The 16,273-nt window shown below is 63.6% G+C and carries 12 protein-coding genes; 4 read left to right on the forward strand and 8 right to left on the reverse strand.

The genetic code is table 11. The annotated features are described in order from the left end of the window. Entirely contained in the window at nucleotides 1-936 is a 936-nt protein-coding gene (locus tag EY713_RS01190) for a polyphosphate kinase 2 family protein (RefSeq protein ID WP_131113185.1), read from the reverse strand. A 156-nt stretch (nucleotides 937-1,092) separates the two neighbouring features. Here EY713_RS01190 and EY713_RS01195 point away from each other — a divergent pair, with 156 nt between their 5' ends. Continuing rightward, entirely contained in the window at nucleotides 1,093-2,571 is a 1,479-nt protein-coding gene (locus tag EY713_RS01195) for a DHA2 family efflux MFS transporter permease subunit (protein ID WP_131113186.1), read from the forward strand. 13 nt (nucleotides 2,572-2,584) lie between these two features. Here the strand turns inward: EY713_RS01195 and EY713_RS01200 are convergent, their stop codons facing one another. The 3 genes from EY713_RS01200 to EY713_RS01210 form a co-directional block, all read right to left on the reverse strand. Next, nucleotides 2,585-3,451 (reverse strand): hypothetical protein, encoded by an 867-nt coding sequence (locus tag EY713_RS01200; RefSeq protein ID WP_131113187.1) that lies wholly within the window; start codon nucleotides 3,449-3,451, stop codon nucleotides 2,585-2,587. Between the two features lie 95 nt (nucleotides 3,452-3,546). Continuing rightward, nucleotides 3,547-4,611: a threonine aldolase family protein gene (locus EY713_RS01205; RefSeq protein ID WP_131119121.1), complete on the reverse strand. Its 1,065-nt coding sequence runs from the start codon at nucleotides 4,609-4,611 to the stop codon at nucleotides 3,547-3,549. 64 nt (nucleotides 4,612-4,675) lie between these two features. Then, nucleotides 4,676-4,885, reverse strand: a complete 210-nt coding sequence (locus EY713_RS01210; protein WP_131113188.1) for a hypervirulence associated TUDOR domain-containing protein — start codon at nucleotides 4,883-4,885, stop codon at nucleotides 4,676-4,678. 276 nt (nucleotides 4,886-5,161) lie between these two features. On the opposite strand from EY713_RS01210, the gene gltB reads away from it, so the two are divergent. From gltB to EY713_RS01225, 3 genes are read left to right on the forward strand one after another with little or no spacing between them, the layout of a single operon-like run. Next, the gene (gene gltB / locus EY713_RS01215) at nucleotides 5,162-9,916 is read left to right on the forward strand and encodes a glutamate synthase large subunit (protein ID WP_131113189.1); all 4,755 of its coding nucleotides are present in this window, start codon (nucleotides 5,162-5,164) and stop codon (nucleotides 9,914-9,916) included. A 5-nt stretch (nucleotides 9,917-9,921) separates the two neighbouring features. Then, nucleotides 9,922-11,340 (forward strand): glutamate synthase subunit beta, encoded by a 1,419-nt coding sequence (locus EY713_RS01220; protein WP_131113190.1) that lies wholly within the window; start codon nucleotides 9,922-9,924, stop codon nucleotides 11,338-11,340. 10 nt (nucleotides 11,341-11,350) lie between these two features. After that, complete coding sequence (locus tag EY713_RS01225; RefSeq protein WP_131113191.1) at nucleotides 11,351-11,827, forward strand: hypothetical protein; 477 nt, start codon at nucleotides 11,351-11,353, stop codon at nucleotides 11,825-11,827. Between the two features lie 5 nt (nucleotides 11,828-11,832). Here EY713_RS01225 and EY713_RS01230 read toward each other — a convergent pair whose 3' ends face one another. The 4 genes from EY713_RS01230 to EY713_RS01245 all read right to left on the reverse strand — a co-directional run bounded on the left by EY713_RS01230 (nucleotide 11,833) and on the right by EY713_RS01245 (nucleotide 16,129). Continuing rightward, nucleotides 11,833-12,663: an EamA family transporter gene (locus tag EY713_RS01230; RefSeq protein WP_131113192.1), complete on the reverse strand. Its 831-nt coding sequence runs from the start codon at nucleotides 12,661-12,663 to the stop codon at nucleotides 11,833-11,835. A gap of 2 nt (nucleotides 12,664-12,665) precedes the next feature. Next, entirely contained in the window at nucleotides 12,666-13,844 is a 1,179-nt protein-coding gene (locus tag EY713_RS01235) for an SGNH/GDSL hydrolase family protein (protein ID WP_165490987.1), read from the reverse strand. Nucleotides 13,845-13,909: 65 nt separating this feature from the next. After that, entirely contained in the window at nucleotides 13,910-14,989 is a 1,080-nt protein-coding gene (locus EY713_RS01240; protein ID WP_245572846.1) for a lytic murein transglycosylase, read from the reverse strand. 120 nt (nucleotides 14,990-15,109) lie between these two features. Further along, nucleotides 15,110-16,129 (reverse strand): KpsF/GutQ family sugar-phosphate isomerase, encoded by a 1,020-nt coding sequence (locus EY713_RS01245; protein WP_425374330.1) that lies wholly within the window; start codon nucleotides 16,127-16,129, stop codon nucleotides 15,110-15,112. Nucleotides 16,130-16,273: the final 144 nt, after the last annotated feature.

Here is a 16,273-nt window from a genome sequence, read left to right on the forward strand (position 1 = left end):
TTACGGCTCCTGTTCGAGGCGACGCCTCGCCTCGGCAAAGCTCGCGACCTGCTCGTCGGTGGGCATCACGGTCTTCAGGGCGAGCGCCTCCAAGGCGTCGTTGATGGCCGCGACGATCACGAGGCGCATGAACCATTTCTGATCCGCCGGAACGACGAACCACGGCGCCTGTTCGGTTGCGGTTGCGGCGATCGCTTCCTCGTAGGCCGCCATATAGTCGGTCCAATAGCCTCGTTCTTTCAGATCGCCGATGTCGAATTTCCAGTTTTTATCGGGATGGTCGAGGCGTTCGAGAAAGCGCTTCTTCTGCTCGTCTCGGCCGACATTCAGGAAGAACTTCAGCACGATCGTCCCTTGTCGTGCCAGATGCCGCTCGAAGCCTGCGATATCCTTCAAGCGATGATCCCAGAACTTCTTGCCGTCGATGAGCGATGGCGGCAGCCCCTGCTTTTCCAGGATGTCGGGGTGGACGCGGGTGACCAGCACCTCCTCATAATGCGAGCGGTTGAAAATGCCGATCATGCCGCGAGCCGGTAGTGCGCGATTGATCCGCCACAGAAAGTCATGCGCCAGATCCTCGGGGCCCGGCGCCTTGAAGGAGGTCACCTGAATCCCCTGTGGGTTGACCCCGGACATGACGTGTTTGATCGTGCCGTCCTTGCCGGCGGCGTCCATGGCCTGAAACACGATCAGCAGTGACCATGACGCATTGGCGTAGAGCAGTTCCTGCAGGTCCGATAATCGCTGCACACCTTGTTGCAGCAACGCCTTGGCCTGCGACTTGTCGACGATGTCCGGCAGAGGGTCGTCGGTCGCGTAATGTTTCAGTTTGAAGTCCGCCCCATCCGTCACGCGAAATCGGTCGACGATCTTGCGGATCTGCTTCGGGCCGAGTTCGGCTGGCTGGACCTCCGTGTCGGTGCTCGGATCGGGCATGGTCTCGGTCTCTCCTGGTTACGGGCTAACCACAGCTTACGACATGGAAGCCATGGCGTGGCTGCGCTATTCTCGAACGGTTTCGCGGCGTATAGCTTGTGGGATCAACGACGCGACCGTCCCGGACCATCTGTCCGGGACCCGAAAGTGATCTCCATGTTGGACGCCTCCTCCGGCCCATCCACCACCCCCCCGTTCGCCAAAATTCCGCCGACCCGAAACTTCCGAACCATCGCGCTCATCATCGCCAGCGCCATGTTCATGGAACAGCTGGACGCGACCGTCTTGACGACGGCCCTGCCGACGATGGCGCGCGATTTCGGCGTGACGGCGACGAGCATGAGCGTGGCGTTGACGTCCTATCTGCTGAGCCTCGCGATCTTCATCCCGGCCAGCGGCAAGGTGGCCGATCGCTTCGGCTCGCGTGTGGTGTTTCGCGGCGCGATCGTGGTGTTCACGTTGGGATCGATCTTCTGCGCGCAGGCCCCCAACCTGACCTTGCTGGTGCTGGCCCGCGTTTTCCAAGGGCTCGGCGGCGCCATGATGATGCCGGTCGGTCGGCTCGTGCTGCTCCGCAGCGTCGAGCGCCGCAACATGGTGTCGGCCATGTCCTGGTTGCTGGTGCCGGCCTTGATCGGGCCGATCATCGGGCCGCCTGTCGGCGGTTTCTTCGTGACCTATCTCGATTGGCGCTGGATTTTCTATATCAACGTGCCGATCGGTATTCTGGGGGTTGTCCTCGTCAGCTTGTTCATCGACGACGTCCCCGGCATCTCGATCGGGCGCTTCGACACGCTCGGCATGCTGCTGTCCGGTGTATCGCTCGGCTGCCTTTTCTTCGGCTTCGAGATGACGAGCCACGCGGGCGAGGGCTGGGTCGTCCTCATGATGTTAACGATCGGCTTGGTGTCGGGCGCCCTCTACGTGCGGCATTCCCGCCGCGTGACCGACCCGATCCTCGATCTTTCCCTGATGCAGGTGCCGAATTTCGGCCTCTCGGTCATCGCGGGCTCCTTGACGCGCATCACCCAGGGCGCTCAGCCCTTTCTGCTTCCGCTGATGCTGCAGATCGGCTTCGGCCTGTCGGCCGCCACCAGCGGCACGATCGTGATCGCCACCGCGATCGGCTCGATGTCGATGAAAGGGCTGGCGCCTCGCATCCTGCGGCGCTTCGGCTTCCGCACCAGCCTGATCGTGAACGGCATCGTGGCTAGCTTTGGCTATGCGATCTGTGCCGCCTTTCGGCCCGGCTGGCCGCATTGGGCCATGTTCGGGATCCTGGTCTTCTGCGGATTCTTCATGTCGTTTCAGTTCACCGGCTACAATACGGTGGCGTTCGACGAGATTTCCAATGCGCGGATGAGTTCGGCCACGAGCTTCTACACGACGTTTCAGCAGCTCATGCTGTCTGTCGGGATCTGCGTCGCAGTGCTGGCTCTCCAAGGATCCATGGTGGCGCGCGGTCACACGACGCCGCAACTCGGCGACTTCTCGGCCGCGTTCCTGATCGTCACGGCGATCTCGTTGACCGCGACGATCTGGAACCTCCGTTTCTCACCCCATGCGGGCGCGGAGATCAGCGGCCATCGGTTGCAACAGCAATCCGCCACCGACGTGACGGATGCGATCGACTGACACGACGATGCGTCTACTCGAGCGGAGCGACAGGCACATCCTTACCGGCGGGCTTGCGCGCGGCCGACGATGCAGTCGCGGTCCCCTTGCTTTTGTCGTCCTGCTCGCGTGTTCCCGGCAAGCTCAGCGGATTGGTCACGATGGACCGAACGGGCCTGTCGCCCGCCGGAGCCGCGACGGTCGGCGCCGATGCGGCGGGAGCGGAGACGGCGGGGGCCGAAACCACGGGCGTCGATGTCGCGGCTGGCGAAACCGACCCAGTTGCCGGAGCCGGTTGCTGATCGGGCGCCGCCAGGGGCGATGTTTCGATCGGGGATGACCGCGCGGGCTCGGGCGTGCGCTCGACCACACGCGGGGCGCGTTTGACGCGCGGCGGCCGTGGCTGCGCCGGGACCGGCAGTTCATGACCCTGGCTGGCGTTCGGTGGCTGCTGGTTGGTGTCGTCGTTGCCGCCCCCGAACAGCCGCGTGAACATGTTAGGCTGATTATCCTCGCTGGGGATCTGAGCGGGCGGCACCGGGCCGCGCGGGATCGTCGGATCGATGTTGCGACGGAAAGCGCGACGATCGTCCATCACGAACCGCTGGAGAATTTCACCATTGTCGGCGCTGACGACCAGCCGCTCGCGCCGACCGCGACGGTCGACAACATCGGCCAAGTAGACGCCTTCGTTGCGGACCGGCGGCGCCAGCGGTCGGAACCCCTTATCGATCACGGACCCTGCTGCATCGTCGGCCGACAGGCGCGGCTGATCCCAAAAGAATTGCGCGCTGGCCGGCTTCGGCGCCAACACGCCGCCCAGAAGAGCGGCCCAACTCGCGATCAACACCAGCTTCACGGTCTTGCCGGACAGGTCAGAGACCCGGGCACCATCACGCATCCGTCACTCCATCGGCCGCGCCTCAATCCCACGGTGGGGCAGCACGGCAGTTCACCACAAGCGTTGACGATTCATTACGGCGAGGATGCGACGGTTCATCGAGCCCCGCCGGCAATACGGATAAAATCGTCGACCTCTTGCTCGAGCGTCTCGAAGGAGCAGACAAGCCGGATGAAAACCTCACCGGCGCGTGGCACGTCGTCGGCCGATAGCCCAAGGGCGTCCCACTCGTAATAATGGGCGCCGGCCTGCTTCAACGCCGCGTCGATGTCTCCAGGCAGAACGGCGAAGATCTCGTTGGCCTGCCGGCTCCAAGGCAGACGGATCCCCGCAATTTCGATCAGGCCGTCGGCCAGCCGTTTCGCCATCCGGTTGGCGTGACGGGCGAGATCGAGCCAATGGTCGTCGGCCAGATAGGCATCCATCTGGGCGCCGAGGAAACGCCCTTTCGACAGGGTGTGGCCGGCGCGCTTGCGTTGAATCTCGAGGATTTCGGCCTTGCCCGGATCAAAGGCGATAATGGCCTCGCAGGCCAGAGCGCCGTTTTTCGTCGCCCCGAACGACAGGATGTCGACACCCGCTTTCCAGGTCATTTCGGCGGGCGTAGAGCGCAGGTCGACCAGAGCATTGGCAAAGCGCGCGCCATCCATATGGACCGAGAGGCCGGCGCCCCGCGCGACCTCGGCCAGAGCGCCGATCTCCTCGCAGGCATAGGCCGTGCCCGATTCGGTCGCCTGCGACAGACTGAGGGTTGCGGCGTGCACATGCCGCGTGCCGCCGCGCGGAAAGCGCGCCAGCGTTTCGGTCAGAGCCCGTGCGGTCATCTTGCCGCCCGGCCCCGCAACACCGATCAATTTGCCACCGGCCGTGAAAAATTCCGGCGCGCCGCATTCCTCATCGTTGATATGCGCCATGTCATGGCAGAACACGCCGCCCCACGGCGGCGTGACGGTCGCGAGCGACAAGGCATTGGCGGCCGTGCCGGTCGTCATCAACAACACCGACAGCTTGCGCTCGAACAGATCTTCGAGCCGCCGAACCGCCGATTGCGTCCAACGGTCGGACCCATAGGTGCCCTCGCGTCCCGCCCGCGCCGCCACGGCGATCGCTTCGACGATCGGGGCGCTCGCCCCAACCACATTATCGCTTCCAAATTCCATTCTGTGCCCGCCGCGTGTTTCGAGATTGGCGCCAAGCATCATGCACGGGCGACGGTGTCCAGCCTCAAGCCTTTTTGAGCGCTTCGGCTTTATGAGCCGCCTTGGCACCGGTCTTGTCGCTCTTGACCAGAAACTCCGGATTTTCGGGCGAGGCCGCCACCTTGTGGGTTTTGATCTTGGTCGGTTTGGTGAGCTTTTTTTCCACCGTTCCGGTGACCTCGCCCTGCGAGGACGACCAGGTGACCTTGTCGCCGGCTTTCGGTTCTTTCGTCATGATGGACCTCCTGAAAGACCAGTCAAACCGTCGATGCGCCAGCCGGTTCCGCGCGCAGATCCAAGCCCCGCAGCCGATAGCGTCGCACGGCTGTCGCCGTGCGTCGTTTTATTCGTGCGGACCGTCTTGTGCCACACATGTGATGCTGTAAAAGTCGAAGTCCTGATTTAGGACAGGACTACTGACCATTTCGGCTGACGGGCCTCTTCGACGGAGAGGGGCGGTGAGCGCGACATGTCAGGCGGCCCTGTCCCATGAGCCATGGGGGCAACGTCGATGAGCGAGAGCAGAGCAGCGGAACTTGCGGTCTTGATGACCACGCAGGCCGACGCCAAACGCGTCGCTGGTTCGGCAAAGACCCCGCCTGTGGTGCCGATGTACCGTGATCCCGGCTTGCCGGCCGCGCAAGGTCTTTATGATCCGGCACGCGAGCACGATGCCTGCGGCGTCGGCTTCGTGGCGCATATGAAGAACCAGAAGTCCCATTCCATCGTGAAGATGGGGCTCGAGATCCTGCTCAATCTGGATCATCGCGGTGCGGTCGGGGCCGATGCTCATGGCGGCGATGGCTGCGGCATGTTGGTGCAGATCCCGCATGACTTCTTCTGGTCCGAAGCCGAGCGGCTGGGCTTCTCGCTGCCGGAACCCGGTCACTACGCGATCGGCTTCATGTTCCTGCCGCGCGATGCGGGCGGGCGCGCCCTGATCGAAGACATCATCAGCCAAGTTGTCGCCGACGAAGGTCAGGTGCTGCTCGGCTGGCGCGACGTGCCGACCGACAGTTCCTGCCTCGGCGAAAGCATCAAGGCGAGCGAACCCGTGTGCCGGCAGGTGTTCATCGGGCGTGGCGAGGGCATCACGGATGATGCGACCTTCGAGCGACGACTGTTCATTCTCCGCAAGGTCATATCGGGAAATGTCTACAAGCTGACCGACGAGCGCGTGCGTGGCTTCTACCCCGTCTCGATGTCGTCGCGTACGCTCGTCTACAAGGGCCTTCTGCTGGCGACGCGTCTCGGCGCCTATTATGCCGACCTGACCGACGAGCGGTTCACCTCGGCGCTGGCGCTCGTGCATCAGCGTTTCTCGACCAACACGTTCCCGGCTTGGTCGCTCGCCCATCCCTACCGGATGGTCGCCCATAATGGCGAGATCAACACGCTGCGCGGCAACGTCAACTGGATGGCGGCTCGCCAAGCGTCGGTCGAATCGGTGCTGTTCGGCAAGGACATCTCGAAGCTCTGGCCGATTTCCTACGAAGGCCAGTCCGATACCGCCTGTTTCGACAATGCGCTCGAGTTCTTGGTCGAGGGTGGCTATTCGCTCGCCCATGCCATGATGATGCTGATCCCGGAAGCTTGGGCCGGCAATCCGCTGATGGAAGAGGATCGGCGCGCGTTCTACGAATATCACGCGGCCTTGATGGAGCCGTGGGACGGACCGGCGGCAGTCGCCTTTACGGATGGCGTGCAGATTGGTGCGACGCTCGACCGGAACGGCCTCCGGCCGGCGCGCTACCTCGTGACCGACGACGACCTCGTGATCCTGGCGTCGGAAATGGGCGTGCTGCCGATCCCGCAGGAGAAGATCGTCAAGAAGTGGCGGCTGCAGCCGGGCAAGATGCTGCTGGTCGATCTCGAACAGGGCCGCATCATCTCGGACGACGAGATGAAGAGCCAGGTTGCCGCCTCGCACCCCTATCGGGAGTGGCTGAGCCGCACGCAGATCGTGCTGGAAGATATGCAGCCGGTGGAAGCCCGCGCGGCCCGGACGGACGTGTCGCTGCTCGATAAGCAGCAGGCGTTCGGCTATACGCAGGAGGATCTGACGACCCTGTTGGCCCCGATGGCCGCGACGGGCCAGGAAGCCATGGGCTCGATGGGCACCGACACGCCGATCTCGGCTTTGTCGGACAAGCCGAAGCTGCTCTACACCTATTTCAAGCAGAATTTCGCGCAGGTCACGAACCCGCCGATCGACCCGATCCGCGAGGAACTCGTCATGAGCCTCGTGTCGTTCATCGGTCCGCGCCCGAACATCTTCGATCTCGAGGGCAATTCGAGCAAGAAGCGGCTTGAAGTGCGCCAGCCCATCCTGACCAACGACGATCTCGAGAAGATCCGCTGCATCGGGTTTCTGGAAGAGGCGTTCGACACGAAGACGCTGGACACCACCTATGCGGTCAAGCACGGCGCCGAGGGGATGGAAGCCATCCTGCAGCGCCTCTGCGAGCGGGCCGAGGCCGCCGTGCATGGCGGCTATAACATCATCATCCTGTCGGACCGGATGATGGGGCCGGACCGCATCCCGATCCCGGCTTTGCTGGCGACCGCCGCGGTTCACCATCACCTGATCCGCAAGGGACTTCGCACGTCGGTCGGCCTCGTGGTCGAAACCGGTGAAGCGCGCGAGATTCATCATTTCGCCTGCCTTGCCGGCTACGGCGCCGAGGCCATCAACCCCTATCTGGCGTTCGAGACCCTCACGGCGCTCGCGATCGAATTCCCCGAGGAGATCGACGGCACCGAGGCCGTGAAGCGGTTCATCAAGTCGATCGACAAGGGCTTGCTGAAGGTCATGTCCAAGATGGGCATCTCGACCTACCAATCCTATTGCGGCGCGCAGATTTTCGATGCGGTCGGGCTGGCCGACAGTTTCATCGATCAATATTTCCGGGGCACCGCGACCATGATCGGCGGCATTGGCTTGGCCGAAATCGCTCGTGAAACGGCGCGGCGTCACGCCGATGCCTTTGGCGACGCTCCGATTTATCGCAACGCGCTCGATGTCGGCGGCGATTATGCCTATCGCATCCGGGGCGAAGCACATTCGTGGTCGCCGCAGACCGTGTCGCTGCTGCAGCATGCCGTGCGCGGTAACAGCCAGGACAAGTATCGGGCCTATGCCAAGCTGATGAACGAGCAGGACGAGCGCCTGCTGACCGTGCGCGGGCTGTTCCGCGTGAAAGGCGCGGCCGAGGACGGCCGCACCCCGGTTCCGATCGAGGAGGTCGAGACCGCAGCCGAGATCGTCAAGCGCTTCTCGACCGGCGCCATGTCGTATGGCTCGATCTCGCGCGAGGCCCATACCACGCTGGCGATCGCCATGAACCGGATCGGTGGCAAGTCGAACACCGGCGAGGGGGGCGAGGAATCCGATCGCTTCAAGCCGATGGCGAACGGCGACAGCATGCGCTCGGCCATCAAGCAGGTGGCGTCGGGGCGCTTTGGTGTCACGACCGAATATCTCGTCAATTCCGACATGATGCAGATCAAGATGGCGCAGGGCGCGAAGCCCGGCGAAGGCGGTCAATTGCCCGGCCACAAGGTCGATGCGATCATCGCCAAGGTGCGTCATTCGACGGCCGGCGTCGGCCTGATCTCGCCGCCGCCCCATCATGACATCTATTCGATCGAGGATCTGGCGCAGCTCGTCTACGACTTGAAGAACGTCAATCCGGAGGCGCTCGTTTCGGTCAAGCTGGTGTCGGAAGTCGGCGTCGGCACGGTCGCGGCGGGTGTCGCCAAGGCGCGCGCCGACCATGTGACGATCGCCGGCTTCGAGGGCGGCACAGGGGCGTCGCCGCTCACCTCGATCAAGCATGCCGGCAGCCCGTGGGAGATCGGCCTCGCCGAAACCCACCAGACGCTGGTGCTGAACCGTCTCCGCTCACGCATCACCGTGCAGGTCGATGGCGGCATCCGCACGGGGCGCGACGTCGTCGTCGGCGCTCTGCTCGGCGCCGACGAATTCGGCTGTGCAACCGCGCCGCTGATCGCGGCTGGCTGCATCATGATGCGGAAGTGCCATCTCAACACCTGCCCGGTCGGGGTCGCGACCCAGGACCCGGTTCTCCGCAAGCGTTTCGTCGGCTTGCCCGAACACGTCATCAATTACTTCTTCTTCGTGGCCGAGGAAGTGCGTGAGTTGATGGCCGCGATGGGCTATCGCCGGTTCGACGAGATGATCGGCCAGATGCAGATGCTCGATCGCGAAACCGCGATGGATCACTGGAAGGCGAATGGCCTGGACTTCAGCAAGCTGTTCCACAAGCCGGATGCGCCCGAGGGCGTCGGCATCCGCTGCACCGAGACGCAGAACCACAATCTCGGCAAGGTGCTGGATCAGACGCTGATTGCCGAGACGGCCGAAGCGGTGGCCAATCGCACGCCGATCGTGGTGCAGAAGACGATCGCCAACACGGACCGCACCACCGGGGCGATGCTGTCGGGCGCAATCGTCAAGCGTTACGGTCACGCCGGGCTGCCGAGCGACACGATCCACATCAAGTTCGACGGCACCGCCGGGCAGAGCTTTGGCGCCTTCGTGGCCAATGGTGTGACGCTGGAACTCGAGGGCGAGGCCAACGACTATGTCGGCAAGGGCCTCTCGGGCGGCAAGATCATCATCTATCCGCCGAAAGCCGCGACCCAGATCGTCCCCGAGCAATCGATCATCGTGGGTAATACGGTTCTGTATGGCGCGATTTCGGGCGAGTGCTACTTCCGGGGCGTCGCGGGCGAGCGCTTCGCGGTGCGGAACTCCGGCGCGATCGCGGTCGTCGAAGGCACCGGCGATCATGGCTGCGAGTATATGACGGGCGGCATCGTCGTGGTGATCGGCGAAACCGGGCGCAATTTTGCGGCCGGAATGTCGGGTGGCATCGCCTATGTGCTCGACCAGGATGGCTCCTTCGCCAAGCGGTGCAACATGGCGATGGTCGATCTCGAACCGATCGAAGCCGAAGAGGACGCCAACGAGCGGTTCTACCACCAGAGCAACGACCTGCAGTTCCCGCGCCCTGTCGACATCATGTCCGACATGACGCGATATGATGCGGAGCGGCTGCGTCAACTGGTGGCCAACCATGCGCGTTTGACCGGCTCAACCAAAGCGAAAGCATTGCTGGACGACTGGGCGGCGGTGTTGCCCCACTTCAAAAAGGTCATGCCGACCGACTATCGTCGCGCGCTGGCCGAACTGGCGCCGCAGATGCAGAGCCGGCCCGTGTTGGCCGTGGCGGGGGAATAGAGCTGATGGGTAAGGTCACCGGCTTCATCGAGATCGATCGGCACGATCGGCGCTATGCGCCGGCTTCCGATCGCATCCGCCACTACAAGGAATTCGTGCTTCCGATGTCGGAAGCATCGACCAAGGACCAGGCGGCACGCTGCATGAATTGCGGCATTCCGTTTTGCCACAACGGCTGCCCGGTCAATAACCAGATCCCGGATTGGAACGACCTCGTCTATCGCGGCGACTGGGAGGAGGCGGCCAGCAACCTCCATTCGACCAACAACTTCCCGGAATTTACCGGCCGCATCTGCCCTGCCCCCTGCGAGGCCGCCTGTACGCTGAACCTCAGCGACTCGCCCGTCACGATCAAGACGATCGAGAACGCCATCATCGACCGCGCCTGGGAAGAAGGCTGGGTCAGACCGCAAAAGGCGACGCGCCAGACCGGCAAAACCATCGCGATCGTCGGCTCGGGGCCGGCCGGCCTCGCCTGCGCACAGCAACTCGCGCGGGCCGGACATGACGTCCATGTCTACGAGAAAAACCCCAAGCCCGGCGGCTTGCTGCGCTATGGCATTCCGGACTTCAAGCTGGAGAAGCGGCACATCGACCGGCGTGTCGCTCAGATGTCGTCGGAAGGCGTCACGTTCCATTGCGGCGTGAATGTCGGCGTCGACATCACGGCGCAGGAACTACAAGACAATTACGACGCCGTGGTTCTGGCAGGCGGATCCGAAAAGCCGCGCGACCTGCCGATCCCGGGCCGCGACCTCAACGGCATCCATTTCGCAATGGATTTTCTGCCTCAGCAGAACCGCCGCGTTTCGAAGGAGCCGGTTCGCTCCAACACGCCCATCCTGGCCTCCGGCAAGCATGTCGTGGTGATCGGCGGCGGCGACACGGGATCCGATTGCATCGGCACCTCAATCCGTCAGGGCGCCTTGTCGGTGACGCAGCTCGAAATCATGCCGCGCCCGCCCGAGAAGGAGAATAAGCTTCTGACGTGGCCGGATTGGCCGCTGAAGCTGCGGACTTCCTCGAGCCAGGAAGAAGGCGCCGAACGCGACTTCGCGGTGTTGACCAAGGAATTCACCGGCGATGGCGGCCAGGTGAAGCAACTGCATATCAGCCGAGTCGACGGCAAGATGCAGCCCGTGCCCGATAGCGGGTTCTCGCTGCGGGCCGATCTCGTTCTGTTGGCCATGGGGTTCGTCTCACCCATCGAAGATGGCTTGTTGGCCGACCTTGGCGTGCAACTCGATGCACGCGGCAATGTCGCGGCCGACACGAAGGTCTATCGCTCGAGCACCGACAAAGTCTTTGCCTGCGGTGACATGCGTCGCGGGCAATCGCTGGTTGTTTGGGCTATCCGCGAAGGTCGTCAAGCTGCTTCGTCGGTCGACGCCCATCTGATGGGATCGACCACGCTGCCGCGCTAAACGGGTCGAAATGGCGGATCTTTCCTCCTACCGCTACAATCCTCGCGCGATCGCCTTTCAGGGTCATCGCGCGATCGGGCGCTGGCGTGTCAAGGCGCATGTCATCACGGTGCGCGGAACGGCTGCTCACTTTCCTGACATCGTCGAGGCGGCTTGGGACAAAGTTTCGGTTGTGCTCGCCGAGGCGCCGGACCAGGGTCTCGATGTCGGGGTCGCGTTCGTGACGCTGCACCTTGGCCTCCAAGGGGTTTGGCTTCTGCTCGACTGGTGGCACCGCGCCGACATGACGATCCATCGGCACTTCCGCGCGCCCTTTGACGACCCGACGCGCTTCGTCGATGTCGGCGCGGAGCATCTTGGCCCATGCGTGTGGGAAATCGCTGTCGCGGCGCATGAACGACAGGCCTGGATCACGCATGTGCTCGACAACCGCGCGGGGGCCGACATCGACGCCTATCTGGACGACGGCCTCACTGCGACGATATAGGTCGCCTACCCTTGCGCGATACAGGCAGCCCCGATCGCAATCACGAGGCAGGCGGCGATCCGCTTCCCCGTGAGGGTTTCGCCGAGAAAGAGGCGCCCGAGAACGGCCGCGAACACCACGCTCGTCTCCCGCAAGGCCGAGACGGAGCCCATGGCGCCCATCTGCAACGCCCAGATCACGACCGCATAGGCCGCGAAAGAGACCGCGCCTCCGGTCGCCGATTTCAACACCTCGGGTGCCGGCGCATACACCGCCGCAACGCCTCTGCGCCAGACGAACCAGAGCGGCAGCAACAATTCCAGCGCAAACATCGCCCCTGAATAGGCGAGCCAATCGCCCGATAGGCGCACCCCGATGCCATCCACCACCGTGTAGCTGGCGATGGCGGCCCCCGTCGCAAGCGCGATCGGTAGGCTGCCCGCATGCAGGCGGCCCTTGGCCAAAGCGAGCAGCAGAATGCCGCCGGTGATCAGCAACACGCCCGCGATCGCGGCCACGCCGGGGTGCTCGCCGACCAGCACTAGGGCTCCGAGCGTCACGAGCGCGGGAGAGGAACCACGGGCGATCGGGTAGATTTCGCCGAGATCGCCTGTCCTGTAACTTCGAACCAGCAGGATATTGTAGAGGAAATGGAGCAGGCCCGAGGCGATCACATAGGGGAGGCTCGCGGCGGATGGCAGCCCGGTGAACGGCACCACGATGCAGCCGCCGGCCCCGAGCACGAGATCCATGATGGCCATGGACCAGAGCCGGTCACGACCGCCTCGAAGCAGAGCATTCCACCCGGCATGCATGAAGGCCGCAAGCAGGACCAGACCGATGATCGGAAGCGACATGCCTATTGTCGCGGCCAGGAAAAATCGTCCATCCGGCTCGGCTTGGGTTGGATCGGCTGGCCCTGAACCAAGGCACGCTCGGTCAGACCTTCCGCATCGCGATCAGCCGATCGTGGCAAGCCGGATGTCGCATCCGCGAGGCGGCCGCCGATCGTCACAACGGGCGCCGTGAGGCTGATGATTGGACCGATTTGCGGCGCGCCGGTTGCGCCCTGCGGCGCCGGGTCGGAGGACGGCAAAGCCGGTAAGCCCGCCTCCCGCCGGATCTGCGCGTTCACATCGATTTGCAGTGCGTTATCGAAGCCCGGCTGCGTCGGGATCATGACGGCGGACACGTTTGGCGCATCGGGCTTGGCTTTCTCCCGGTCGCGACGAAGATCGGCCTCGACGAAGCTCGCGAGCTTGCGTTCACCCGCGCGGGTGAAATCGATTCCATCGGACGCGCGCAGTTTCGCCGGCTGGCCATTCAGATCGGGACCGGACGCCGCATATTTGCCGGCCTCGTCCACGAAGGCTTCCCAACTGTCGACATAGGTCGCGCCGGCCTTGACGGCCCGGTCGCGGACGATCTCGTTGAGGGCGACGAATTGTGCCGAGAGTTCGTCGTCTTGCACGATCGGCAGGCCGACCCAGATCACGGGGATGCCCTTGTCGCGAAACAGCGCCACGACTGCGTCGACCCGCGCGCCATACATCTGGCGCCAGCGCGCCGTCTGCGGCTCGACTGTCGTCACGCCATCTTTGATCGGCATCGTATCGTTGGCGCCCATCATGATGACGGCAGCGTCGATCGGCTCTGAGGCGGCAAACATATTGCGAATGGCGATCGGCCACTCGAACCGGTCATCCTGTGACAAGCCATAGGGCGCATGCGTCTTTTGCAGGATGGACATGCCGGACGGGCCGGCAGCGTTGAGGCTCAAACCTTCCGCAAGCGCTTCGGCGAACCCATCGCCCAGCACCGCGACACTATAGGGTCGCGTTTGTGCGTCGGTCGATCCAGCCGTCGTCGGACGCAACTGATCCGGGCCGCGTTGCGGGCCAGGACTGTTGCGCCGCGCCGCCAAACCACCATCAGCGTCACCAAGCAGCAGGCAAAACGCCAAGGCCAAAGCGCCCACGCGGCGCTCGACGGGTGTTGCGGAGGCTGTGAAGAAATGACGAACGAGAGGCCACTGCATCCTCTCGTTTAACAAAGGTCGAGGCGGCCCGCATCCCCTATGGTTTGATCGAGGGCGATCACCCGTCAGCGCGACGCCATCGGCCATTGTCCCTTCAACGGGCCCCATCCGGCGATGCGATCACTCAGCAAGGCCACGCCAAGCGCATAAGCGGTCGAATTATTGTAGCTTTTTATCACCTTGAAATTTGGCGTGACCAGGAAGGCCGGTCCGCCGGCCCCCGCCGGCATCAGCAATTCCGCCTTACCGCTCCGAGGCATCTCGCCCCCATCTGCCCGCTGCACGCCGCGCTCGCCCCATGAGGCGAAACTCTTGTAACCGGCCTCCCCCGGGTGGCCAAAGCCGTTCGGCAGTTGAACCTCGTAGCCCCAGGTCTCGCCTGGGATCCAGTGATGCTTGTGCAGATAATTCGCGGTCGAGCCGATCGCATCCGGCACGCTGGTCCAGATATCGCGGCGCCCGTCGCCGTCGAAATCGACCGCATAGGTCTTGAAGCTGGTCGGCATGAATTGGGTCTGACCCATCGCCCCGGCCCAGGAGCCGAGCATATGGGCCGGATCGACATTCCGTTCCTGCAGAATGACGAGAGCCGCGATCAGCTCCTTCCGGAAATAATTGCCGCGATAGCGTTGGTAGGCCAGCGTCGCCAGCGAACGCACCACGTAATCATTCCCCGCGAAGCCGCCGAAATTGGTTTCGAGCCCCCAAACACCGAGCACGATGTAACGATCGACGCCATAGTCGTTCTCGGCTTTGACGATCCATTTCTCCCAATCGCGCGCTTTGGAGCGGCCGGTCTCGATCCGCTTTTGCGAGACGGCGGATGTCAAATAATCGCCGACCGGCTTGACGAACTCGGCCTGCTTGCGGGTCTTGTCGATCACGGCGGGATCGAGTGTGACGCCGGCCATCGCCGCATCGAATGTGGCTCGGCTGACGCCGCGACGCGACGCTTCAGGCCAAAGGGACGCCACGAACGACTCGAAGCTTTGGGTGCGGGACTGGAGGGCCGCATGGCTCGGGCGAACCACCATGTTGGCCTCGGCCGCAGCCGAGAAGCCCAGCGCCAGCGCCATCGCCCCAGCAAGAGCCCGGAGCGACGACGTCATCGCGAATGCGCCGAATTTGCGCGGGTCGATCGTCACCTGGTTGCTCCCTTGCCTTGCCGATCCGGGCGTCGCCTCAATCGAGACACGACGTCAGCAAGGTTTTAAGGTGAACAGGTTTCCGCTTGTTTACCACGTCGCGGCATCGACCCGGTCGCGTCAGCCGATCCCGATCCCATAGAGATCGTGAAGATGGAGGATGCCGATCGGCCTCTTGTCGTGATCGGCCACGATCAGTACGGACCGGCGGGTTTCCGTGAGCAACGCCAGAGCTTCGACGGCCAGCGCATCGGGATCGATCGTGGTGGGTGTGCGGGTCATGATATCGGCCGCGACCTGATGCATCAGAGTCGGGCCCATATGCCGCCGCAGGTCGCCATCCGTGATGATGCCGACCAGCAAACCCGCAGTGTCGATGACGCCGACACAGCCGAAGCGTTTGCCGGACATTTCGACGATCGCCTCCGACATGGCGGCCTGTGTGGAGACGCAGGGAATCTCATCGCCCTGGTGCATGACGTCGCGCACGAACGTGAGCCGCGCGCCGAGCTTGCCGCCGGGATGGTAGACCTTGAAATCGGTCGCCGAAAACCCGCGTGCTTCCAACAACGCCACGGCAAGCGCGTCGCCTAAAACGAGCTGCATGGTGGTGGAGGTGGTCGGCGCGAGGCCGTTCGGACAAGCCTCTTCGGCGCGCGGAAGCGTGAGACAGAGATCCGCCTCGCGGCCGAGCGCGCTATCGGGGTTCGAGGTGACGGCCAGCAGAGGGATGCGAAACCGCTTGGCATAGGTGATGATGTCGGCGAGTTCGACGGTCTCGCCCGACCAGGACATGGCCAGCACCACATCGCCTGACCGGATCATGCCGAGGTCGCCGTGACTGGCTTCGGCCGGATGAACAAAATAGGCCGCCGTCCCGGTCGAGGCCAGCGTTGCGGCGATCTTGCGTCCGATATGGCCGGATTTGCCCATGCCGGTCACAATCACGCGTCCATCAATCCCCCGCAGCAGATCGACCACCGCGGCGAAAACGTGGCCGAAATCCTGAGGGCCGGTGGCCGCCACGGCGGCCTCCATGGCGGCGATGCCGGCGCGCTCGGTCGCCAGCGTCCGCAATGCCGAGCTAATCGCAAGGGTGGATGAGGGCTGGAAGCCCGGCCCGACTGCACGCTGTTTCATGCTCATCGCCCCTCACTATCACCTTCGCGGCGGACCTGCATCCAGCGACAACTGAGCTCGCTAACGCGGCCTTAACTACAATTCCATTAACCATAGACCATGAATTTCGGCGGAGTGACCGAACGGACAGGACGGAACGTGGGT

Origin of the sequence: Lichenihabitans psoromatis, from assembly GCF_004323635.1 — a bacterium.
GTDB lineage: Bacteria > Pseudomonadota > Alphaproteobacteria > Rhizobiales > Beijerinckiaceae > Lichenihabitans > Lichenihabitans psoromatis.

What these genes read in the sequence shown, in the direction of transcription:
- EY713_RS01190 (WP_131113185.1), bottom strand. Translation starts at nt 936, where the DNA reads ATGCCCGATCCGAGCACCGACACGGAGGTCCAGCCAGCCGAACTCGGC.
- EY713_RS01195 (WP_131113186.1), top strand. Translation starts at nt 1,093, where the DNA reads ATGTTGGACGCCTCCTCCGGCCCATCCACCACCCCCCCGTTCGCCAAA.
- EY713_RS01200 (WP_131113187.1), bottom strand. Translation starts at nt 3,451, where the DNA reads ATGCGTGATGGTGCCCGGGTCTCTGACCTGTCCGGCAAGACCGTGAAG.
- EY713_RS01205 (WP_131119121.1), bottom strand. Translation starts at nt 4,611, where the DNA reads ATGGAATTTGGAAGCGATAATGTGGTTGGGGCGAGCGCCCCGATCGTC.
- EY713_RS01210 (WP_131113188.1), bottom strand. Translation starts at nt 4,885, where the DNA reads ATGACGAAAGAACCGAAAGCCGGCGACAAGGTCACCTGGTCGTCCTCG.
- gltB (WP_131113189.1), top strand. Translation starts at nt 5,162, where the DNA reads ATGAGCGAGAGCAGAGCAGCGGAACTTGCGGTCTTGATGACCACGCAG.
- EY713_RS01220 (WP_131113190.1), top strand. Translation starts at nt 9,922, where the DNA reads ATGGGTAAGGTCACCGGCTTCATCGAGATCGATCGGCACGATCGGCGC.
- EY713_RS01225 (WP_131113191.1), top strand. Translation starts at nt 11,351, where the DNA reads ATGGCGGATCTTTCCTCCTACCGCTACAATCCTCGCGCGATCGCCTTT.
- EY713_RS01230 (WP_131113192.1), bottom strand. Translation starts at nt 12,663, where the DNA reads ATGTCGCTTCCGATCATCGGTCTGGTCCTGCTTGCGGCCTTCATGCAT.
- EY713_RS01235 (WP_165490987.1), bottom strand. Translation starts at nt 13,844, where the DNA reads ATGCAGTGGCCTCTCGTTCGTCATTTCTTCACAGCCTCCGCAACACCC.
- EY713_RS01245 (WP_425374330.1), bottom strand. Translation starts at nt 16,129, where the DNA reads ATGAAACAGCGTGCAGTCGGGCCGGGCTTCCAGCCCTCATCCACCCTT.